Annotated in this window: 22 protein-coding genes; 4 read left to right on the forward strand and 18 right to left on the reverse strand. The window is 59.0% G+C overall.

Features of this window, described 5'->3' with window-relative positions; all coding sequences use genetic code 11:
• From AB4Z52_RS12975 to AB4Z52_RS13010, 8 genes are all read right to left on the reverse strand, one after another.
• Nucleotides 1-858 (reverse strand): ABC transporter permease, encoded by an 858-nt coding sequence (locus AB4Z52_RS12975; RefSeq protein WP_442218328.1) that lies wholly within the window; start codon nucleotides 856-858, stop codon nucleotides 1-3.
• Nucleotides 859-862: 4 nt separating this feature from the next.
• Nucleotides 863-1867 carry an ABC transporter permease gene (locus AB4Z52_RS12980; RefSeq protein WP_442218329.1) on the reverse strand — a complete coding sequence of 335 codons (1005 nt, stop codon included), beginning with the start codon at nucleotides 1865-1867 and terminating at the stop codon, nucleotides 863-865.
• Between the two features lie 111 nt (nucleotides 1868-1978).
• The gene (locus AB4Z52_RS12985; RefSeq protein ID WP_442218330.1) at nucleotides 1979-3880 is read right to left on the reverse strand and encodes an ABC transporter substrate-binding protein; all 1902 of its coding nucleotides are present in this window, start codon (nucleotides 3878-3880) and stop codon (nucleotides 1979-1981) included.
• Nucleotides 3881-4080: 200 nt separating this feature from the next.
• Nucleotides 4081-5589: an arabinosylfuranosidase ArfA gene (gene arfA, locus AB4Z52_RS12990; RefSeq protein ID WP_442218331.1), complete on the reverse strand. Its 1509-nt coding sequence runs from the start codon at nucleotides 5587-5589 to the stop codon at nucleotides 4081-4083.
• Nucleotides 5590-5818: 229 nt separating this feature from the next.
• Nucleotides 5819-6745: an ArsR/SmtB family transcription factor gene (locus tag AB4Z52_RS12995; protein ID WP_442218332.1), complete on the reverse strand. Its 927-nt coding sequence runs from the start codon at nucleotides 6743-6745 to the stop codon at nucleotides 5819-5821.
• 301 nt (nucleotides 6746-7046) lie between these two features.
• Entirely contained in the window at nucleotides 7047-7286 is a 240-nt protein-coding gene (locus AB4Z52_RS13000; RefSeq protein ID WP_442218333.1) for a BrnA antitoxin family protein, read from the reverse strand.
• Between the two features lie 146 nt (nucleotides 7287-7432).
• Nucleotides 7433-8398, reverse strand: a complete 966-nt coding sequence (locus tag AB4Z52_RS13005) for a sterol desaturase family protein (protein ID WP_442218334.1) — start codon at nucleotides 8396-8398, stop codon at nucleotides 7433-7435.
• Nucleotides 8399-8518: 120 nt separating this feature from the next.
• On the reverse strand, nucleotides 8519-10174 hold the full coding sequence (locus AB4Z52_RS13010) for a phosphoethanolamine transferase (RefSeq protein ID WP_442218335.1): 1656 nt from the start codon (nucleotides 10172-10174) through the stop codon (nucleotides 8519-8521).
• A 231-nt stretch (nucleotides 10175-10405) separates the two neighbouring features.
• On the opposite strand from AB4Z52_RS13010, the gene AB4Z52_RS13015 reads away from it, so the two are divergent.
• Entirely contained in the window at nucleotides 10406-10840 is a 435-nt protein-coding gene (locus AB4Z52_RS13015; protein WP_442218336.1) for a response regulator transcription factor, read from the forward strand.
• Here the strand turns inward: AB4Z52_RS13015 and AB4Z52_RS13020 are convergent.
• The 8 genes from AB4Z52_RS13020 to AB4Z52_RS13055 form a co-directional block, all read right to left on the reverse strand.
• Nucleotides 10779-11006: a hypothetical protein gene (locus AB4Z52_RS13020; RefSeq protein WP_442218337.1), complete on the reverse strand. Its 228-nt coding sequence runs from the start codon at nucleotides 11004-11006 to the stop codon at nucleotides 10779-10781. The two genes, AB4Z52_RS13015 and AB4Z52_RS13020, sit on opposite strands and share 62 nt — an antisense overlap.
• The gene (locus AB4Z52_RS13025; protein ID WP_442218444.1) at nucleotides 11003-11743 is read right to left on the reverse strand and encodes a COG4280 domain-containing protein; all 741 of its coding nucleotides are present in this window, start codon (nucleotides 11741-11743) and stop codon (nucleotides 11003-11005) included. The genes AB4Z52_RS13020 and AB4Z52_RS13025 overlap by 4 nt, the downstream gene beginning before the upstream one ends.
• Nucleotides 11744-11808: 65 nt before the next feature.
• Nucleotides 11809-12570 (reverse strand): phosphatase PAP2 family protein, encoded by a 762-nt coding sequence (locus AB4Z52_RS13030; protein WP_442218338.1) that lies wholly within the window; start codon nucleotides 12568-12570, stop codon nucleotides 11809-11811.
• A 186-nt stretch (nucleotides 12571-12756) separates the two neighbouring features.
• Nucleotides 12757-14247 carry an HAL/PAL/TAL family ammonia-lyase gene (locus tag AB4Z52_RS13035; protein WP_442218339.1) on the reverse strand — a complete coding sequence of 497 codons (1491 nt, stop codon included), beginning with the start codon at nucleotides 14245-14247 and terminating at the stop codon, nucleotides 12757-12759.
• Nucleotides 14248-14251: 4 nt separating this feature from the next.
• Nucleotides 14252-15022 (reverse strand): ABC transporter ATP-binding protein, encoded by a 771-nt coding sequence (locus AB4Z52_RS13040; protein WP_442218340.1) that lies wholly within the window; start codon nucleotides 15020-15022, stop codon nucleotides 14252-14254.
• Nucleotides 15023-15053: 31 nt separating this feature from the next.
• Nucleotides 15054-15758, reverse strand: a complete 705-nt coding sequence (locus tag AB4Z52_RS13045; protein WP_442218341.1) for an ABC transporter permease — start codon at nucleotides 15756-15758, stop codon at nucleotides 15054-15056.
• Between the two features lie 9 nt (nucleotides 15759-15767).
• On the reverse strand, nucleotides 15768-16493 hold the full coding sequence (locus tag AB4Z52_RS13050; RefSeq protein ID WP_442218342.1) for an ABC transporter permease: 726 nt from the start codon (nucleotides 16491-16493) through the stop codon (nucleotides 15768-15770).
• 124 nt (nucleotides 16494-16617) lie between these two features.
• Nucleotides 16618-17460, reverse strand: coding sequence for a transporter substrate-binding domain-containing protein (locus AB4Z52_RS13055; protein WP_442218343.1), 843 nt, complete (start codon nucleotides 17458-17460; stop codon nucleotides 16618-16620).
• Between the two features lie 194 nt (nucleotides 17461-17654).
• Between AB4Z52_RS13055 and hutC (AB4Z52_RS13060) the strand changes: the two genes are divergently transcribed.
• The 3 genes from hutC (AB4Z52_RS13060) (at nucleotide 17655) to AB4Z52_RS13070 (ending at nucleotide 18921) form a co-directional block, all read left to right on the forward strand.
• The gene (hutC, locus tag AB4Z52_RS13060; RefSeq protein ID WP_442218344.1) at nucleotides 17655-18410 is read left to right on the forward strand and encodes a histidine utilization repressor; all 756 of its coding nucleotides are present in this window, start codon (nucleotides 17655-17657) and stop codon (nucleotides 18408-18410) included.
• A 140-nt stretch (nucleotides 18411-18550) separates the two neighbouring features.
• Nucleotides 18551-18700 (forward strand): hypothetical protein, encoded by a 150-nt coding sequence (locus tag AB4Z52_RS13065; protein ID WP_442218345.1) that lies wholly within the window; start codon nucleotides 18551-18553, stop codon nucleotides 18698-18700.
• A gap of 86 nt (nucleotides 18701-18786) precedes the next feature.
• Nucleotides 18787-18921 (forward strand): hypothetical protein, encoded by a 135-nt coding sequence (locus AB4Z52_RS13070; RefSeq protein ID WP_442218346.1) that lies wholly within the window; start codon nucleotides 18787-18789, stop codon nucleotides 18919-18921.
• A 67-nt stretch (nucleotides 18922-18988) separates the two neighbouring features.
• Here the strand turns inward: AB4Z52_RS13070 and hutC (AB4Z52_RS13075) are convergent, their stop codons facing one another.
• Nucleotides 18989-19723, reverse strand: a complete 735-nt coding sequence (hutC, locus tag AB4Z52_RS13075) for a histidine utilization repressor (protein WP_442218347.1) — start codon at nucleotides 19721-19723, stop codon at nucleotides 18989-18991.
• 87 nt (nucleotides 19724-19810) lie between these two features.
• Complete coding sequence (locus AB4Z52_RS13080; RefSeq protein WP_442218348.1) at nucleotides 19811-21157, reverse strand: formimidoylglutamate deiminase; 1347 nt, start codon at nucleotides 21155-21157, stop codon at nucleotides 19811-19813.
• Nucleotides 21158-21231 lie beyond the last annotated feature (74 nt).

Below are 21231 nucleotides of genomic sequence, written 5' to 3' on the forward strand. Positions count from 1 at the left end.
CTAGCCTCCCATCCGGTTCAGCCGACTGCGCGGATCGTTGTACTCATTCATGGACATCGAGAGCATGAAAAGCGCCATAAATAGCACGATGATGGCTGCGACCGGTGCGGCAACCCACCACCATATTCCGGCGATCAACGCCGAATGGGCATTGGCCCAGTATATCATCATGCCCATGGTCGGCGTTTCGATATCCGTGAAGCCGAGCACCGACAGCGTGATTTCCATGCCGATCGACCAGATCATGTTGTTCATCGTGGTGGCAAAGACGATCGGCAGAACGTAGGGCAGATGCTCGCCGACGAGAATCTTGCGCATGCTCATGCCTGAATAGACGCTCTGGATCGTGAAGGGTCGGCTCTTCAGGCTGATCGCCACTGAGCGGATCAGGCGGGCGTCATAGGACCAGCCGAGTGAGGCCATCACGACGATGAGAACGCTCCATGTCATTTCGTCCTTCAGCACGAAGTAAAACAGGATCAGCACCGGAAATTGCGGAATGACCATGATGCTGTCGTTGATGGCCATCAGCACCCGGTCGACAGGGCCGCCGAGGTAGCCCGCGACCAGACCGACCACCAGCGAGATGATGCGAGACAGGAACGCCACCCCGATACCGAAATAAAGCGTATTCCTAAGAGCCGTCGTAAGTTGCCAAAAGACATCCTGCCCACGCGAAGTCGTGCCCAGCCAATATTGGCTGTCGGGCGGCATGTCCGGTGGCAGAAGATAGATATCGGAAGGACCGTAGGGTGAAAAATAGGACAGGATCACCAGGGCGACGATCACCGCAAACAGCAGCAGGCCGCAAAGGAATTCCACATTCTGGCGCGCGAGGTCGCGGATGATCGTAAGCATGCTCCTATTCCACCTTGATGCGCGGGTCGATCAGCGGGCTCAGTATGTCGATGATGAACACGGCTGCGGCGACACCGACGATGGAAAGCGCGCTGAGCCCTAGCACGAGGCTGTAGTCACCGGCGTGTACCGCCGAAATCAGCAGGTTTCCGATGCCGGGAAAGCCGAAGACAATCTCTGTGATGACCGTGCCGTTGAAGATCGCCCCCAGGGACATGGCAAGCCCGGTGAATTGCGGCACCATCGCGTTGCGCGCCACATAGGAAAGCAGGATGCGGTTTTTTGGCACGCCGCCAAGCTCGGCGAAAACCACGTAGTCTTCGGTTACGATATTGGACACTAGGGCACGCATCCCGATCAGCCAGCCGCCCGTGCCGACGAGGATCAGCGAAAGCGCCGGCAAGATCGAGTGCCGCAGGATATCGAAAACCAGGGCAAAGGACAGTTGCAGATTGGTGTTCATCTCGTAACCGCCGTTGATGGGCAGGATCGGCCAGAGATAGCCGAACAGGATGATCAGCACGAATGCGAGAATGTAATAGGGGATCGGCTGCATTGCGATGAAGACGAGGCTGACGGTCTTGAGGACGACGTTTTTCCGATAGTAGCCCGCAAGCGCTCCAATGGTGTTGCCAAGGACGAATGTGATCAGAGTCGAAACCGTCATCAGGCCGATCGTCCATGGAAGGGATCTCAGAATGATGGTCGACACAGGCGTCGGAAAGGCGGAAAGCGAGGGGCCGAGATCGCCGGTCGCAAGACGCGTCCAGAAGTGTAGATATTGCTGCCAGAGCGAGCCCTCCATGCCATAGAGCTCGCGAAGCGACTGGCGCATGAGGTCGACGGCTCGGGGATCGGACTGCCCCATCTGCTGGATCGCACCGATGCTCTGCTCGACGGGATCGATCGGTGTCAGATGGGTGATGAAGAAGGTGGCGGAAATGCCGAGAAACACAACGAGGAGGAACTGGCCGAATCGCTTCAATACGAAAATGGGATAGGACGCCATGCCGCCGTTTTCCTTGCTGCTTGCGCTCTCTTCAAAAGGGTTCGCCGGACCCATTTGACGTCCGGCGACAGGTGCCTGACGCGGTGCACGCCGCGTCAGGGTTGGGAGGATTTATGGCTGCGTCGGCTTCAGCTTGACCATCATCAGCCGGGAATTCGCCCAATTGGGAACCGGGTCGGTATAGGGATCGGCGATCGTCGGATAGCCTTTCCAGTAGGTGGTATCCATCGACGTGAACACGTTGTAGGACATCAGCGGAATGGTCGGCATTTCCCGCGCGACAAGCTTCAGATAGTCTTTGCCGAGCTCGACACCCTTGGGATCGTCGGCGCTCACCCGACGAATGTTCTCGATAATCTTGTCAAGTTCGGGATTGGACCAGCGCTGCCAGTTGCGGGCCGCCTGGTTCTCGCCCTTCTTGGCAACAAAATCCGAATGCCAGCTATCGAGGAAGAACGATAGATCGGGATCGCCACCCCATGTCTCCACGCTCCAGGCGATAGCGACCTGAAAATCACCAGGCTGTAGTGCAACCTGCCAGAGATTTACGGTCGGCACGGCCTTGGCGTCGAGACCGAAGGCTGCCCATTGCTGGGCGATCAACGTGCCCGCGCGGGTAAAGACCGAGCGAGTATCGCCCTCCACCGTCAAGCGAATCTTGAAGGGCTGGCCGTCCGGCGTCATCCATTTTCCGCTAACCTTCTTGAAGCCGGCCTTTTCCAGCAGTTCAGTGGCCGCCTGCGGATCGGGCTTCCACCAGCCGTAGCCGAAGGCCGTGCTGATGGCGCTCGCATCGGTCGGAATCTGATCCTTGTATTTGGGCTGCTTACGCAGGATATCAGCGATCTGCTGGCCAATCGTCGGATCATACGGTTTGATCTTGCGCTTGCCGGTATCGACTTCGAAGTCCTTGAGCCAGTTCTGCAGCGGCGCCTGGTAATCCTTCATAGCAATCGCCGTCGGCGGAACGCCAAGCGCTGAAAGAGTAGCGGCCCCCCGGTAACTCGCCATGTCGACCGCCCGGATATCGATCAGCAGCGCGAGGGCCCAGCGGACATCAGCGCTCTTAAACAGCGGATCCTGTGTATTGAAGATCACCGCCGGCAGCGTCGGATCGGGATGGGCGAAGGGGAAGCCCGGGAACCAGCTTTCGCTCGTCTTGGATTTCTCTTTCAATGTGAACATGCCCTCAGGCGTGTTGTCGTGAATGATATCGAGATTGTGCTCCAGCTGGGCAATCGTTCGTTTATCCGGCGGGCCGGGATCGACATAAGTGACATATTTCGGGCCCGGGTTGCCAAGGCGGGCGAGCGAAGTACGCTGCCAGTCGTCGCGCTTTTCCCATGTGTACCACTTGCCCTGCGGGTCATAGGTTTTCAGCTTGTAGGCGCCCAGCGAAACCGGATTGGCGAAATCGTAGCGAACCGGATCGGCTACCTTCTCGAAGACATGTTTCGGCATCATCCAGGCGCCGTTCCATCGTACGGTGAAGATGGCGTGAAAACGCGAATTCGGCTTCTTGAGCTTGAATACAACCGTGTAAGGGTCCGCCGCCTCGACACTGGCGACCTGCACGGAAAAGGCCGCGCTCCAGTTCATCCCCGGATGGTCCATCTGGGTCTTGACCGTGTAGACCAGGTCATCGGCGGTGAACTCCACGCCGTCGCTCCAGTAGAGTCCCTTGCGCAGCTTGACCGTCATCTGGGTGAAGTCGTCATTGTATTGTGGCTTGTCAGCGGCGAGCGAATTGTCCCAGGCCGAGCCACCGAGCCCCTGCTCAGGGTCGATGTACCAAAGCGTATCCATCGTCAGCTGCTGCACGCCGGTCGAAACACCACCGCCGCCGTTGACCCAGACATTGAACCAGCCGGGATTCTTGATTGTCCCTTCCGGATTTTCGACGATCAGAGTCTCCTTGCGTGGCAAGGAGGTGTAGTCCTCGGCCTTGGCAGCCGCGACGAGGCCGAACGCGGCGAACGCGACACCGAAAGCAAGCTTCTTCCACTTGTGCATAGTCTCCTCCCTAGTTATCCATCGGACGGCACGCCAAGCATGCCGTGGCTTTCAAACTCCCTGCATCAGCCGAGCCTTGAACAGATCTTATCCAAACCGGCTTGCAATAAACCACCGTGCCGACAAGCATCGCCTCCTCGCGACGTGCCGGACGTCATTGCAGACCGAGGCGCGTTTATTGGCGTCTCGGCGGCCAGCTGTCATACCGACAGCCGGATCACGCTATAGGACAACGGCTTCAGCGTAGCGCGAAGCCGACCATCCTCGATCGTTGCGTCACCCACCTGAATGGGAACGACTGCATTGGGCCGAGACGCCGTATTGACCGCCTCAAGCTTCTCGTGAACCATCTGGTGTTGCTCGATGACGCGAGCGCCGGGGAAACCTTCTAGTCGGGTGTCGAGATCGAGCGCGGTGTCCAGATGGCGGTTCACGGCAAATAAGGTGACCGTTTTCGCAGTGGCATCATGGACGGCGGAGACGTCGAGATAGGGCACGTCATCGGCCTCATCGCTGTCATACGTCGGACCGTCGGTGACCAGGCGAAGCGCGAAGCCGCGGCCATATTTCGAGGCGAAATACAACGGATAATAGATGGTCTGCCGCCAGGCGGGACCGCCGTTCTCCGTCATGATCGGCGCAATCACATTTACGAGCTGCGCGATGCAGGCAATGCGCACGCGATCCGAGCGTCGGATGAAGGTGTTCAGAATGCCGCCGACCTGTAGAACGTCCTCGAAATTGTAGACGTCTTCGAGGAGATGGGGGGCGTCCGGCCACTCGTCGCGCGCAAGGATGTCCTTATCCTGCTGGTTTGAATGATACCAGACGTTCCACTCGTCGAACGAGATGCCGATCGTCTTCTTCGAACGCTTCTTCGCTTTGATATAGTCGATCACGCCGCCAATGGTGCCAATATAGCGATCGAGCTTCTCCGCTTTTGCGAGATAGTTGAGCGTGTTCTTTTCGCGATTGGCGAAATACATGTGCAGCGAAATGTGGTCCGCGCTGTCGTAGCACTGCTCCAGAACCTGTGCCTCCCAGTCGGGATAGGTCTTCATCTCCGAGTTGGAGGAACCGCAGACGACCAGCTCCAGCGACTTGTCGAAACCGCGCATCGCCTTAGCCGTCTCGTCGGCCAACCGGCCGTATTCGTAAGCAGATTTATGACCGACCTGCCACGGACCGTCCATCTCGTTGCCGAGGCACCACAGCTTCACGCCATGGGGCTCGGCCCAACCATGCTTACGGCGCAGGTCCGACCAATAGGTGCCGCTGGGGTGATTGCAATATTCCACGAAGTTGCGCGCTGCATCCAGACCGCGCGAACCCAGATTGACAGCCAGCATCGGCTTGGTGTTGGCCTTCTTGCACCAGTCGACGAATTCGTTGACGCCGATCTGGTTGCTTTCACGCGTGCGCCAAGCAAGATCAAGGCGGATGGGACGCTCCGAACGGGGTCCCACCCCGTCTTCCCAGTTGTAGGCGGACACGAAGTTGCCGCCGGGATATCGGCAAAAGGGAGAATTCAGATCCCGGACCAATTCGATGACGTCCTGGCGAAACCCGTCCGCGTCGGCCGTCGGGTGACCTGGCTCATAAATACCCCCGTAGATCGCCCTACCCAGATGCTCCAGAAAGGAGCTGTAAAGCCGGTCGTCGATATCGGCAATTCGGAAATCACGATGGATGACCACTTGCGCCTTCATGGCTAACCTCCCATATATATCACAAATCTTGTTCTTATACCTTGATCGTGATACAATTTCGGCGGCCAGTCAATGCTTAATTGACCTCGATTTGTGGAGACAAATACACCCGATCAAAGGAGATAAATTCGGAGAAAAAGATTATTTTATAAATACTTAATTGAAACGGCTACTAGAAACAGAATGCCCGTGGGTATCAACGCCGTAAATCACAATTTATGATATAAACTCAGGAAAGGTCGATCCGCATCAGAATGTCATGGCCGTAGTTGCCGAAGCCGCGGCCAAATATGTTCACGCCGCCGGTATGGCGTGCATCGTCGGCAATGCCGATCCTGAGCCGGATTGACGAATGTTGGCTAATAGCAAGTTCGTCGATAGTGACACCCGACGCGGCAACGCCGTCGATGAAGGTACCTTTCTTAGAAATCCGCCATGTCTTGAGCTTGCCATATTGGGAGCCCTCGAGCTTCCACCAGCTCGGAGTGAAGGCGCCGCGCTTGTCGCCATAGTCCCCGGGCGACGTCCATGTGCCGACGGCGACGCCGTTGACCCAAAGCGTGATATCCGAAGGCCAGTCGGGATTGGTTCCGGGGACCTCCGAGGACAGCTCCACTGAAAACTCGATAGCATTGACGCCCTTGTTCAGAATCTTCGCATTGTTGGGAAACTTATATTCTACGTGGCCACGTCCAAACCACAGGAGACCGGCTTGCATGCGCTGCGGATCGAGAAAGTAGTCCGGCACGTCCAGCAGCCCAATCACGCCCTCGGTTGAGCAAAGCCCACATGGCGCATGGGTCTCGCAGCTAGTATAGAGGCCGATAGGCATCGCTACCTCTATCACGTCCTCGTTGCGCTTTAAGGTCGTATCCTCGAAGCTGAGAAGAACCTCGTCATAAAGCGCTGAGCAGACCTTCTGGTACCCTTGGCGCGCTTTTGTTGCCTTACTTTCGATGAGGCCGGCCTCTTCCAGGATCATGATCCCCGTCGCAACCGTCGATTGCGGCAAGCCCAGCAACCGTACGATTTCATTCACATTCATCGGGCCTTTGGAGCACAGCAACCTTAGCATGTCTACGCGAGCTGGTGCCGAAAGCGCTCGCAACGCCGCAGGGTTCTCACCGGCATGGATAGTTAGAAAGCCGCGTTTCATTGGTTCCTGAGGTCCTCATCAATCGCCTTCATTTATATCAGCATTTGTGATTTAACAAGGCTCTCGGGTAGCCACGGATGGAACTTTGATGTTCGCCATGTGACGTCACGTTCAAGCAATTGGCTGCAGGTGGTTGCTCGCTTTCAGTTTTGGCCCGATCGCGGCCTTCCACCTTGACTAAATTCGGACGTCCCAAAGTCAAACGCGCTGCCTGAGAAATGCCGGCGCAGAAGGTATCTCACCTGCGGTTTGATCTGTGCAATATAGCCGCCGTGCAGCCGACTGAATAAGAGATCAACGGTTAGGAATCGGAGAGCTTGTCCTTGAGGGCTTCGCGCAGGGTGTCGTTCAGACGGTCCTGCCAGCCGGGACCCGCCTGCTGAAAATATTCCAATATGGTGCGGTCGATTTTGAGTGTGACGAGCTCTCTGGCATTGGGAAGCGTGCGTTCGATTGCCGGCGGGGCGGCCTTCTTGACCGGCTTGAACAGTGCTTCGGCAGCATCCATCGGATTTACCGGCCGGCGTGGAGGGTTTGCCATCGATTAATGTCCTATTGGCCTGCATCCAGAAAGGACGCGTCTGTTGTCGGGGAGAAACGTCGTTCGCTCTTGGATGATTGTCTCACCCTGGGATGATCAATCTAGGACAATAGGTCAATACGGTCCAACCAATCTCCGTCGCAGGATCAGGCGCTTTCCGGCTCCTCTGTCTCAGGAACGGATTGAACGCCCTCCTTCACCGTCGGCGCGCGACCGAGGATCTGCCGCGCTCCCCTTGCCGAAAAAGGCTGCGCAATCTGGGCAAGGAACCCCTTCGCTACGCGACCGCTGATGCCGATATTAATCGAAGACGGGCGTGGCGGATTGAAATAGGTGCCAAAGATCTGGTCCCAAAGCACGAGGTTCTCACCGTAATTGGTATTTCCCTCCGCAAGCAGCCTCGAGTGATGCCAGCGATGCAGGCGCGGCGTGCTCAGCACCCAGTCCAGCGGCCCTGTCCTGACGTCGAGATTGCAGTGGGTCAGAAGACCTATGAAGGCCGTTACCGCACCGATCCACAGGAAGACCGGCAAGGGCGCGCCAAGCAGATAAAGAGGAATCTGGCTGAGAACGATCTTGAAGAGCGAATCGACGAAATGAAACCGACCGGTGTTGACGACCCACAAACGCTCGACACTGTGATGCAACGCGTGAAATCGCCAGAGGGAGAGGTTTTCATGCGCGACGCGATGCGCGACATAGAGCCCAAGTTCGGCAACGATGAGCCCGAGGCCCACCTGCGCGAAAAGCGGCCATTCATCGGGCCATAGATGGATGCTTGTCGGCAATAGCGGCAGCGCCACCGTGGCAACTGCCATCGGGAACGACGTGCCGATGGCAGCGGCGATCTGCACACCGCCCTTATTCAACAGGGTGTGAGCAAAATCGTTGAAGGTCTCGCCATCATGGGCAAGCCACGTCCGCTCATAGGGCATGATCCGCTCGGAGACGCCGATGAGAATGACGATGCCAAGATAGACCACGTTGAACCACAAAAGCGGCAGCGACGTGCGAAATGCCAGATAGGCACCGACCAGGCCGCCGAGGAAAAAAGCAGGCCAGAGCAGATACGAGACAACGGTATAGAGACGTCCAGTATCCGATCTTGTCATGCCACGCTCCCCAGCGTTGTGAAGAAGGCGCGGCCGGTGGGCTGATCATCCCGCGCGCCTACCTTGCTGCCTACCTCGACGGTCCCGTCCATTCCAAGTCCTCTTGCGCAAGCACAGCCATCAATGAGCGCTGGCCAGTGTATCCGGCGGCCGGCGGCACTGCGCAAAGACATCGAGCTTGGGATCGTAGACCTTGGTGGCAACATCCATCACGCCGAGCACGCTGTGAAAGAAATTGTCGTGGGAATAGGTCGCATCGGCATGCTTGGCAAGGCAACTCATGTCGTAACCGGCCGACTTTGCCAGGTCGTCGGCGACCCAGACAAGAAAGGGGACATGTGTCTGCTGCGTCGGCGCGAAAAGATAAGGCGTTCCGTGCAGATAGATACCGTTTTCGCCGAGCGATTCACCGTGGTCGGAGACATAGACTACCGAGGCAGCCATCGTCGCCGAGCGTTGCTTCAGCTTGTCGATCACGGTTGCAATGACATGATCGGTGTAAAGGATCGTATTGTCATAGGCGTTGGTAATTTCCTCCGGCGTGCAGCTGCCGAAATCATTGGCGCGACAATCCGGGGTGAAGCGGCGGAACTCGTCCGGATAGCGCTGGTAGTAGGCCGGGCCGTGGCTGCCCAACTGGTGAAGGACCAGAACGCTGTCGCCCTTGACGCGGTCGAGCCAGCCATCCACCTTGTCGAGCAGGATTGCATCGAGGCACTCACCCTCCTTACAGAAACGCGGATCGTTCAGATTGGGAAGATATTCGTAAGGCACACGATCGGTGACACGGTAGCTGCCGGTATCATTGTCGAGCCATGAAACATCGACTTTTGCATAGCCGAGCACATCCAGCAGGTTCTGGGTCGCGAGAGCCTTGCGATGCGAATACTCCGCGCGCGGATAAACCGAGTACATGCATGGGATCGATGTGGCGGTCGCCGTTCCGCAGCTGCTGGTATTCGGGAAATAGACGACGTTGCGCTTTTCCATCTCCGGGTTGGTCTTGCGCGCATAACCGCCGAGCGAGAAGTTGGCGGCGCGCGCCGTCTCACCGGCGACGATGATCGTCACGCGCGGCTTGGCGGCGCTATTGACCCTGTGCGCATCGGTGCCGAGCGGTGCGGCGACGATACTGGAATCCTCCTGGGCGCCGACGGCGTAGCTCACCGCCCCACGCAGCGGCATGAACGGATTGAGCGTTGAAATGATATCGCGATGTGCACGACCGACGCCGGCAAAGGTCTTGTAGAAACTCAAGCCGGCAACGGCAAAGATGGCAAAGCAGGAAAGGATCACCACCGTATTATGGGCAAGCTTCGGCAATATCCGGCGATGGTCGATCCGCACCCAGGCAACCAGCAATGAAGGCAGAAGACCCGTCAGCAGCAAGTGCGTGACGAATCGGACGGTGATCAGGTGGCCGGCTTCAGCACCGGTTGAGACCGCCGCGTTGCGGATCATTTCCTTGTCGACGATCACGCCGAACTGGTCGGTGAACCAGGACGCCGCGGACGATACGAGAACAAAGAAGATCAGGATCGGCTTGGTCAGGTATTTCGCCGAAAACAGGGTCACGACAGCCATGAAGAGCGCGGAAATGCCAACGACGAATGCCACAAGGGCCGGCGGATCGAACACAAGGTAGTCATACGCCTTGGTCCAGAAAGTTTGGTTGGTGACCAGCAGCAAATAAAGCGTGGTCAAAAGGCAAAGCGTAATGCTGCCGAGTGTCGGGCGGGCAAATGGCGCCCAACCCCCGTTGGTACGATCGTTCAATGAATTGTCTCCGGCATAAAATGGCGTCTTGAACCGATGTTGATCCCCACAGGGCGGTGTCCCCTCCGCCCGGATGTTGAGGCACGAACGCGATCGCCTTTACTAAGATTTACCTGAAATACGATTGCGATCAACACAGTTGGGGTGTCACCCACAAAATCTCAAGGGTTCGCCTTCAGGTGATTGTCAGCATGACCGGTCATCGTTCGCCTTTGCGAAGCGGAGCCGTCATTGCGAATACTCCTGGTCGAAGACAATATGCTGATCGGCAATGCGGTGCGCGACCATATGGTTGCGCATGGCTGGAAGGTCGATTGGGCGACCGACCTGAAGTCGGCGACGGCAGCCGTCGATCAGACGCGCTATGGGCTCGTTCTTCTCGATCTCCGCCTGCCCGATGGCAACGGCTTGGATCTGCTGCGACACATGAAGGATGGATCGCCCCTGCCGCCGGTGATCATCATGTCTGCCTACGATCAGATTTCCGATCAAATCGAAGGGCTGCGCATCGGCGCGGTCGATTATCTGATCAAGCCATTCAATCTCGATGAACTCGTTTTGCGCATCGGTCGAATTGCCAATCGGCTTGAGAAAGCGTCCGATATTAACCGCCGCCTTTTCGCGACGCCGCTTGCGCCGCTCGCAGCAGGCTCGCACCGAGAATAACAAGACATCCGACCAGAAAGACCACACCGATGAAAAGGCCGTTGATATGGGCGACCTTGACGGCGACGATCGCCGCGATGATGAGGGCAAACGCTGAAAGTGCCAGAGCACCGTCATCAACGAACAGGTGAAAGATTTCCAAAACCGTGCTTTTGATGACACTCATGGGCTTACCGCGCTATTGCCAAGGCGGCGCAACGTTCTGACCGCCAGAAAAGAAAATATGGCCAGGACCGCCAGTATCCCCAGCAGCGATAGATCCGCACCCGGCCAGTCGGCGCCAAGCCCCTCTCCGATCCAGAAAACGCCGAAAGCGCTCAACAGCAGCCCGACGACGAACTTCAGGCTGTTTTCCGGGACGGCAGATAACGGTTTGTGTAACAGAAATCCTGCGCCGGCGACCAGCAGACAGGCAAGGGCCGCACCGGCGCTTGCATATCCGATCATGCCGTTTCCAGCCCCTGTCGCGATGACGATGAAGACGACCTCAACGCCTTCGAGCAGAACCGCCTTGAAGGCGACCGTTGCCGCAAACATGTCGGCCCTCCTGTCCGCCGCCTGCCGCGTCAGGCTGTCAACCTCGGCGCCGAAGGCCTTCGCCTCATCGTGAAGGGCAATGAAACCGGCGGCCCGCAGAATGGCTTTTCTCAGCCACCGCAGGCCAAACAGCACGAGCAGCGTCCCGACCAGAAGCTGGATGAGATCAATCGGGATGAGGTTAAGGAGGGGGCCTAGGAGAACCACCAGGGCGACGAGCACGGCAAGCGCTACCGCGGACCCGAACAGCGCGGGCCGCCAGCCTTGCGTGATCCCGACGGCCAGAACAATCGTAAACGCTTCAACCACTTCGACGAAGGAGCCGAGAAACGATGCAATGAAGGCGGAGGCGATCGTGGTCGTTATCACGTTGTCATTTCCGTTCGAACATCTCTTTCAGTATCGCTTCATGTCATCATGTCAAGGCATGCTTAAGCGGCGTCACGGCGGTGATGCAGAGTTTCCAAGATGACGAGTACGCCGGCAAAGATGACCACCGAAGAGAGCCAGCCCAAAACCGCATCGGAAAGATAGTGCGCGCCGGTCAGGACCCGCATGGTCGGGATAACAATGGAAATAACCGCCACGGGAAAGCCCACCGGCAGCCGCCAGCGCTCCGGCAGAAGCAGAATCAGGCAGAGCAGCCAGCCGGCGGAGGATGCCTCCCCGGATACGAACGAACAGTTCTTGAGACATTTGCCGGCGAACGAGCCCGCTTGGACAAAATCGAGATTGCCCCCGAAAAGGATGGTATCGCGCGGACGCGGGCGGCCGCCAAATTCCTTCAGGAGCAGATTTACGAGCAGGCCGCACCCGATAGCCAAAGAGAGCAGAGAGGCGAGAACCATCTTCACTTGAGGCGTCTTCCAGTCTTTTCCAAGCTGCCACAACGACACCACGATCAATCCCAGCAAGCCTGCCACTACGACATAAGGCAGGATCAGGAGGACCGTTCGCGCCGCAACAAAAAACGGATCTGTTTCCAGACCGAATATGCCGCAGGTCTTATCGATTGCATCGTGGACAGTACAGCCACGCGGCGTAAACACACTGCGGGCTGCTGCTATATCAATCTGTGGAAACGTATAGAAAATGTAGAGAAGCGCCCACCAGAGGGCCATGAGCGATACGAACGAAACCACGGTCGTGCTGATCCTCGCCGACTTTATCCAGGAACCGGCATAGTTTTGCATCTCGAAACGCGACCTTCCGCAACTGCTTTCCAAAGGACGGCTGCCACCTCAATTCGCTTGATCAAGCGCCGCCACGCCAACCTCAAGTCAGTGCCGTGTTAGAAACGAAAGCTGACGCGAAGCTGACGCGTGGTGGATTTGATAGCATAAATCCTCGCTCGCTGTCCTGTCTCGGCGATCTGCGGATCAAGCTGCGGGAGGCGTGGTATCCCGCAAAAGGCTGCGCATCGCCTCCATATCACCGGCCAGCGGCCGATCGTCGGCGTAGTGTGCAATTCGGCCCCTGACCGCCTGATAGATCGCATCCGTGCCGGCGGCGCGAGGAGCGGTGCCGTCAAGGAAATCATGCGCCTGCGCTGCGGCCATCAGCTCGATCGCCAGGATATATTCGGCGTTGTCGATAACGGCGAGGAGCTTGTTCGCGGCCGCCGTCGGGTGGGCCAGAAAGTCCTCCTGCAGTGCCGATGTCAGGCCGCTGTCAGTGCTTGCGGGCGCGGCCAGACGCCGATTTTCATTGCTGAGCGCTGCGGCCGTATATTGTGCGATCATAAGGCCGGAATTGCTGCCGGCGTCGCTTGCCAGAAATGCCGGCAGGCCGCTTACCAGAGGATTTACAAGCCGGTCCATCCGCCGTTCGCTGATCGCGCTGATCTGCGCCAGCGAGATCGCAAGACTGTCGGCGGCAAGGCCGAGGGCTGGCGATACCGCGTGGGCCTCTGAGGAGACGACGGGATGCTGCGGCGTACCGGACACTGCAGGATTGTCGGAGACAGAGGCCAGTTCCTGGTCGACCGCGCGGGCAGAATTGTCGAACACGTCGCGCGCAGCGCCATGGGCGTGCGGCACCGAGCGAAGGCTCAAGGCATCCTGCGTCCTTTTACCAAGCGCTGCCGCGACAATGCCGCTTCCCGCAAGCCTTTTGCGCAACGACGCCCCCACGGTCGCCATTCCTTTTGAAACCTTGAGCGCCAAGACCTCTTCGTTGAAGGCGGCCATCTGACACCCGGCTGCTTCGAGCGTCAGCGCTGCGATCGCATCGGCCCAGTCGAGCAGTCGTTCGGCGCGGGCGAGCGCGATGCTCGAAAGCCCAGTCGCGCAGGCCGTGCCGTTGACGAGGCTGAGGCCTTCCTTGGCCCCTAGCACCAAAGGCGACAGGCCGATCGCGGCAAGCGCCTGGCTGCCGCTCATCCGTTTGCCGGCCACCTGCGCCGTCCCCTCGCCGATCAGCACGAGCGCGTTGTGGGCGTTGTGCGTCAGGTAGCCCGCCGAGCCTTTCGATGGCACGTCGGGAATGCAGTCTTTTTCAAGGAAGGTCGAAAGATGGCGAATTACGTCCGTCCGGACCCCGGAATGACCATGGGAAAAATTGGCGATTTGAGCCGCGATAATGGCACGCACCTCGCGTGGCGCCAGTCGCTCGCCGACACCGCAGGCGTGGCTGAGAATGATGTTGCGCGAAAGCCTGCTTTGGGATTGTCGATCGACGACCGTGTCGGAAAGGGCGCCGACGCCAGTGTTGACGCCATAGGCGCGCACGCCGCTCTCGACGATGCTGTCAACGATGCGGCTTGCCTGCTCGACGCGCTCCCATACGGCAGGCGCAAGCGATAGGTCGGCACCCTCAGCGACAGTGGCGATGTCGCGCCAGCCAAGGACGGTCTCAATGGTCACGGTCATGATATCAGCTTCCGAAATGTCCTATGAACTGGCGAAACGCCGGCGACCCACCGCCGCCGAACATCTCGTCCGGCGTACCTGTGCTGTCGACCAATCCCTCGCGCATGAACACGACACGGTTGGACACATTCCGGGCAAAGCTCATCTCGTGGGTGACAACCAGCATGGTCATGCCCTCCTCCGCCAAGGCCCGCATGACGCGCAGCACTTCTCCCACCAACTCGGGATCAAGCGCCGATGTCGGCTCGTCGAAAAGCATGACCTTCGGCTTCATGGCGAGCGCACGGGCAATCGCGGCGCGTTGCTGCTGGCCGCCGGAAAGATGCGCCGGGTAGGCATGGCGCTTGTCGGCGATGCCGACCTTTTCGAGCAGTGCTTCCGCCTCCGCGATGCATTCGGCCCGCGGCCGCTTCAGGACATGCAGCGGCCCCTCGACGACGTTCTGCAAGATGGTCATATGAGACCAGAGATTGAACGACTGAAACACCATGCCGAGTTCGGAGCGAATATGATCCACCTGTTTGTGGCTCGCGGGCCGGGTCTTTCCACCCTTGTGGACCATGCGGATCAGTTCGCCATCGACCCAGATCTCGCCGTCATTGGCAATCTCGAGCAGGTTGATGCAGCGCAGGAAGGTGGATTTCCCTGAGCCGGACGAACCGAGCAGCGAAATGACGTCGCCGTCCTGCGCCTCTAGTGAAATGCCGCGCAGCACCTCGTGGGTGCCGAAGCTCTTGCGGATATTGCGAACCGAAAGTCGGGTTACGCCGGGCATGGTCGTTCCAATCTTGGTAAGGCTCTTGACGTCATGCCCTCAGCGCCTGGGGAACGGCGCGACGATGGCGGGACAGGCGATATTCCAGCAGGCCGAGAGCCTGCAGGATGATGAAATTGAGGGCGAGGTAGATGATCGCCGCGCAAAGGAAGACTTCCATCGTGCGGTAGGTATGCGAGATCAGACGTTGGGCGACGCCGGTCACTTCCCAGACGGTGACGAGGCTTGCAAGCGCCGTCGACTTCATCATCAGGACGATCTCAGTCGAATAGGCAGGCAGCGCATGGCGAAACGCGACCGGGGCGATGACGCGGCGCACGAGCAGGAAACCGGACATGCCGATCGAGCGCGCGGCCTCGATCTCCTTTGGCGACACGGCTCGGATACCGCCGCGGAAAATCTCGGCAGAGTAGCCGGCGGTGCAGAGCGCCAGCGACAGCACCGCGCAGACAAAGGGCTCGCGCAGCAAAGGCCAGAGGAAACCGTAGCGGATGAAGCCGAACTGGCCGAGGCCATAAAAGACCAGAAACATCTGGATGAGCAGCGGCGAGCCGCGGAAGACAAAGATATAGGCCTTGGCGAGGGCGGCCAGGATCGGATTGCCGCCGACCCGCATCCAGACGATCACAAGGGCGCCCAATCCGCCCACAAAGATCGACAGGAAGAACAGCGCCAGCGTCATCGGCAGCGCGGCCAAAAGCGTCACCATGGTCTGCGAGAGAAAGGCGAAATCCATGATTAATCCTCAGGCCTTGCCCATGGCCGCGGACGGCATGCTGCGGTTGGCGCGTCGTTCTGCGCGATTGAAGACCTGGTCCGACAGGCTTGTCAGGATCAAATAGAGACAGCCGCCGACGATGAAGAACAGAAAATATTGCCGCGTCGAGCCCGCTGCGACCTGACTGGCGCGCATCAGCTCGGCAAGGCCGGTGACCGAGATCAGCGCCGAATCCTTGAGGCTCAGCTGCCAGACATTGCCAAGACCTGGAATGGCGAAGCGAAGCACCTGTGGCATGATGATCCGGCGAAAACGCAGATCGGCGCTCATGCCGATAGCCGAGGCTGCCTCAAGCTCGCCCTTGGCGATGGCAAGATAGGCGCCGCGAAAGACTTCCGCCTGGTAAGCGCCTGAGATGATGCCAACAGCCAAGGCACCGGCGGCAAAAGACGGCAGGCCGAGGAAGCCCTCATAGCCGAGCGCCTTGCCGATCGACGTGATCGCGCTCGATCCGCCAAAATAGATGAGATAGATGATCAACAGCTCCGGCACGCCGCGAAAGACCGTGGTGTAGACGTTACCGAGCGCCACCGCCAACACATTGCCCGAAAGCTTTGCGCCGGCAACGATCGTGCCCAGCACGGCGCCGATCGCCAATGCGGTCGCCGTAACGGCAAGTGTCATCGCCGTCGCGGCAAGGAGCAATGCCCCCCATCCGGTCGAGCCGAAGCCTAGCAGTTCCAATGTTGCCATTGTCGGATTCCCGTCGCGTGCCAAGCGCCCTTTCGGGAGCTCGGAGCATAACATGAGCGTACCTGCATAAAAGCTGGAATGTTCGACGCTCCCAGCGCAAAGCCGGGAGCGCAGAGCATGCTGCTTATTGCGGGCTGACGTCCGTCTTGAACCATTTCATCGACAGCGTCTTGACCGTGCCGTCGTCGAGCGCGGACTTGATCGCCTTGCTGAACATGTCGCGCAGGTCAGTGTCTGCCTTGCGAACGCCGAGGCCCTCGCCGACACCCCAGATCGGGCCGGCAATCTGCGGACCGCTGAAGGTGAGCGCACCGTTGGCGGCCTCAAAAGCGGTTGCGAAGTAGACTGCGTCGTCGAAGCCGAGGTCTATACGGCCGTTCTGTAGGTCGAGATCGCGATCGGCTCCGGTCTTGTATTCGCGGATCGTGGCGATGTCGCCGAAGTTGTCATAGACGAACTTGGCATAGACGGTGGCCGCCTGGATGCCGATGGTCTTGCCCTTAAAGGCGGCCTTCAGAGCATCGATCTCCTTCACGCCGGTCTGGCCGGGGGTCATCTTGATCGTCGCGCCTGTGCCGGGAGCCTTGGCGAGCGGGCTATCCTTGGCAACCGCGAAGGCTGCAGGGGTTGCTGCATAGGGAATGGTGAAGTCGATGACCTGCTTGCGCTCGTCTGTGATCGATAGGGCATCCATGATGATGTCGAACTTGCCGGCGTTGAGCGCCGGGATCATGCCGTCCCAGTCGGAAGCAACGAGCTTGCACTCAATCTTCATCTGGTCGCAGAGAGTTTTTGCAAGCTCCGGCTCGAAGCCGCCAAGCGTGCCGTCCGCATTGGTGAGGTTCCAGGGCGCATAGGCGCCCTCGAGCGTGATGGTCACGGTCTTCCAGTCCTTGGCCTGGGCCGCCGGACCGGCAAGAACGCAAAGCGCCATCGCGCCAGAAATAAGCAGTGTGTTTATCTTCATCGATGATCTCCTCTTGAGGTCGAAAATAGCCTTGTTAATGCAAATGCCGGTCTTTGCCGGCTTGCCCTCGATGAATAGCCAAAGCTGGCCAAACCGTTCGGGAGGTTGTATAGGGTACCATATGAGATTTTTTATGTTATGCAAGTGTGAAGTAGATTTATAAGCCGATTTTGTCGTTGCACAAGGAATAGGCAATGAAGCCACCGAGCGAAATGAAGCGCGAGTTGAAGGAAAACGACACGTCGCCGCTCTATGTCGGCGTGAAGCAGGTTATTCTCGACCGCATCCAGAGCGGCGCTTGGCCTCCGAAATTCCGCGTGCCTTCCGAGAATGAACTTGTCGTCGAGCTTGGCGTCAGCAAGATGACAGCGAACCGGGCATTGCGGGAACTTGCCAATGAAGGCGAACTCGTTCGCATTCAGGGCGTCGGCTCCTTCGTTGCCGAGCGCAAGGGCTATTCGGCGCTTTTCGAGGTGCGCAACATCGCCGAGGAAATCGCCGAGCGCGGCCACGTCCACGAGGCGTCGGTGATCGTGCTTGCCCAGGAATCAGCCTCTCCAGAGATCGCGGATGCGTTGGAACTTCCGATCGGCGCGGCCGTCTTTCACTCGCTGATCGTTCATAGCGAGAACGGCGTGCCGGTGCAGATCGAGGACCGTTTCGTCAATCCTGGAGCAGCGCCAGACTATCTCGAGCAGAATTTCGGCGACATGACGCCCAATGCCTATCTGACTATGGCAGCGCCTCTCAGCGGTGCGGAACATGTCGTCGAGGCAACGATGCCGCGCGCCTGGGAATGTAAGCTTCTGACCATCCTCAATACCGAGCCATGCCTGATGATCCGCCGCCGCACCTGGTCGGCCAAACAGGTCGTCTCGGCCGCCCGCCTCGTTTATCCCGGCCATCGCTACCGTTTGCAGGCACAAAGCGGCAAGACATTCGAGGAATAACGGACCTTCGATGTTCCATATGGAACCTAGGATGTTCGTTGCGAAATTTACGAACATTCCGGTGACGACGCCTCAAAATGCCCCCCGTCATGTGGTAGATGACAAACTTCAGCCACACCGATGAACGGAGACAATCACAGATGGCAATTCGCCCCCTTCTGATCGGCCTCACCCTCATCCTTGCATTGGTGCTGATCATTCTCAGCATTCTTCTCATCAATCCGACCCACCCGCTTCACGAACCGCAGGGGTTGGTGCCCTCGCAGACGGGTGCCCGTCCGCAACAGTAGGGGACTTTCGGCCCTTTGCGGTGCCGACTACGGAACCCCTGCCAAGATCGCGCGTTTCACGTCCTGGTTAACAAGGATTGAGTCGCATGCGCGTTATGATTGTCGTCGTCATTCTCATGGTGGGATCCGTGCTCAGCCTTACGATGCTGCGGGCAGGAGATGCCCAGACAGCCCCCGGCGGCAAGCTGGAAGCGACGGCCCAACAACCGCCTGCAGAATAATTCGTCGATTGGACGATATACCTTCACCAAAAGAGCAGCCGCGATGAAAGCCCTTGCCTAGACCCGATCAATTGGACGGGCGGGATTGCTCCGGCGCAAATCGTGCCACCAGCGCGTGGCGATCGCCGGGGTATATCAGCCTGACATGCGTGATAGGCCCCGCACCGCTCCAGGTGCGGCGTTCGATCACCAGGCATGCCGTGCCGCTGGCGATCTCCAGCGCCTCAGCATCGTCGGCGCTTGCCGGCATTGCTCGGATCATGTGCTCGGCCGTGCTCCACGGAACCTGATTGATCAGCCATTGCCCAGGCGCGACACGGCTGAAATCCACCTCAGCCGCCTCCGGAACCGCGGCAAGGCTGATGAGGCGCTGCTCCAGGCAGAAGGGTTTTCGACCGGCGTGATGAATACAGACGATTTCCAGCACGGAGGCTGCGGTCGGCACTTCCAGCCTGCGAAGATCGTCGGCCCGGCGCTTGCGCTTGCTGCACCGGATCAGGCCATAGGAATAGGTCAGGTTGAGCGACAGGACCTCCGCCTTGATATCGTGTATCTCCAGCACGGCTGACTGGGCCTGCGGCTGGGTGACGAAGCTGCCGGAGCGTTTGCGCCGCTCAATCAGACCTGCCTTGGCAAGCTGGGTCAGGACCTTGTTCACGGTCATCCGCGAGCAATCATAATGCTCGGCCAGATCGACCTCGAAGGGAATGCGATGGCCCGGCGGCCAATCGCCCGAGACGATGCTGCCTTCGATATCGCTGAGGATGCGCTGGTGCAGGGTCGCTTCCTTGACTGCGGTCATCTTATCCCGTTACTTCCTGGTCTGAACGGCGGCACCTTAGCGTTGAAAGCGTGTACAACCCCTTGACGACGCTCAGCTTGACGACGCTCAGATCGCGAGGAGTTCCTGCAGCGCCGCACGGAACCGCGCCGAGACCGCTTCGCGCTTGATGTGACGTCCGCTCGTTACCTGCTTGCGACCGAGGGCCCAGACGCAGTCCACCTTCACTCCGGCGGCAAAAATCCAGCTATCAAGCAACTGGTCTCCCGCCAGATAGGGGCAGGCGTCGATATCCAGCGACACGATATCGGCATGGTTCCCGACGGAAAGGCCCGCAGGCGCCTTCAGCGCCTGTCCACCGCCGACCACGGCATGATCAAACAGCGCACGCGCCGTCGAGCCACCCGGCGTCGCAACGACATTGCGCGCACGCAGAGCCAGACGCTGCGAATATTCAAGCTGTCGCAACTCATCGGGCAGCGAGATCAGGATGTTTGAATCCGAACCTATGCCGTAGCGCCCGCCTTGTCCGAGAAAAAGCGGCGCCGGGAACGTGCCGTCGCCGAGATTGCCTTCGGTGATCGGGCAGAGGCCCGCAACGGCATTGCTGAGCGCCATCCTTCGTGTTTCGTCATCGGTCATGTGGGTGGCGTGGATCAGACACCAGCGGCCATCGACGGAGGCGTTGTCGAGCAGCCATTCGACCGGCCGGGCGCCGGACCAGGCGAGGCAATCCTCGACCTCTTTCACCTGTTCGGCGACATGGATGTGGATAGGGCCGTCGCCTGCAAGTTCGACCGCGAAGGCGAGCTCCTCCGGCGTCACGGCCCTGAGGCTGTGCGGCGCCAGACCAAGCACGGCGCCATCCAGGCGGTCGGTCACCGCTCGGCAGCCCGCCATCAGCGCCTCAAAGCTTTCCCGGGAATTGATGAAGCGGCGCTGACCCTCGATCGGCGCCGTGCCGCCGAAGCCTGAATGGGCGTAAAGCACCGGGAGCAATGTCAGGCCGATACCGGTCTCGGCACTGGCAGCGCCGATGCGCCCTGCCAATTCGGCGATGTTGCCATAGTGGCGGCCGTCCGTGTCGTGATGGATGTAATGGAACTCGCCGACGCGGGAGAAACCCGCCTCCAGCATTTCGACGTAAAGCTGCGCTGCGACTGCTTCCACGTGCTCGGGCGTCATTGAAAGCGCGAACTTGTACATCACAGTGCGCCAGCTCCAGAAACTATCGGAGCCCGGCCCGCGGACTTCGGCAAGCCCTGCCATGGCGCGCTGGAAGGCGTGGCTGTGCAGGTTCGGCATCGCAGGCACGATAACGGCGTGGCGCTCATCATCAGCCCCGGCCGCAGCGCCGATTTCGATCGACGCGATCCGGCCCTTTAACAGCGTCAATGCCACATCGCGATGCCAGCCATCCTTAAGCAATGCCGAGCGGGCGTGAAGTTTCGTCATGGCCGGGCCTTTCCTTTTTGGTGCAGAAACACAAAATTCCACTTGTCACCCTAACCATTATGTATATACATGTT

This window comes from Rhizobium sp. 2YAF20 (assembly GCF_052114685.1).
Lineage (GTDB): Bacteria > Pseudomonadota > Alphaproteobacteria > Rhizobiales > Rhizobiaceae > Rhizobium.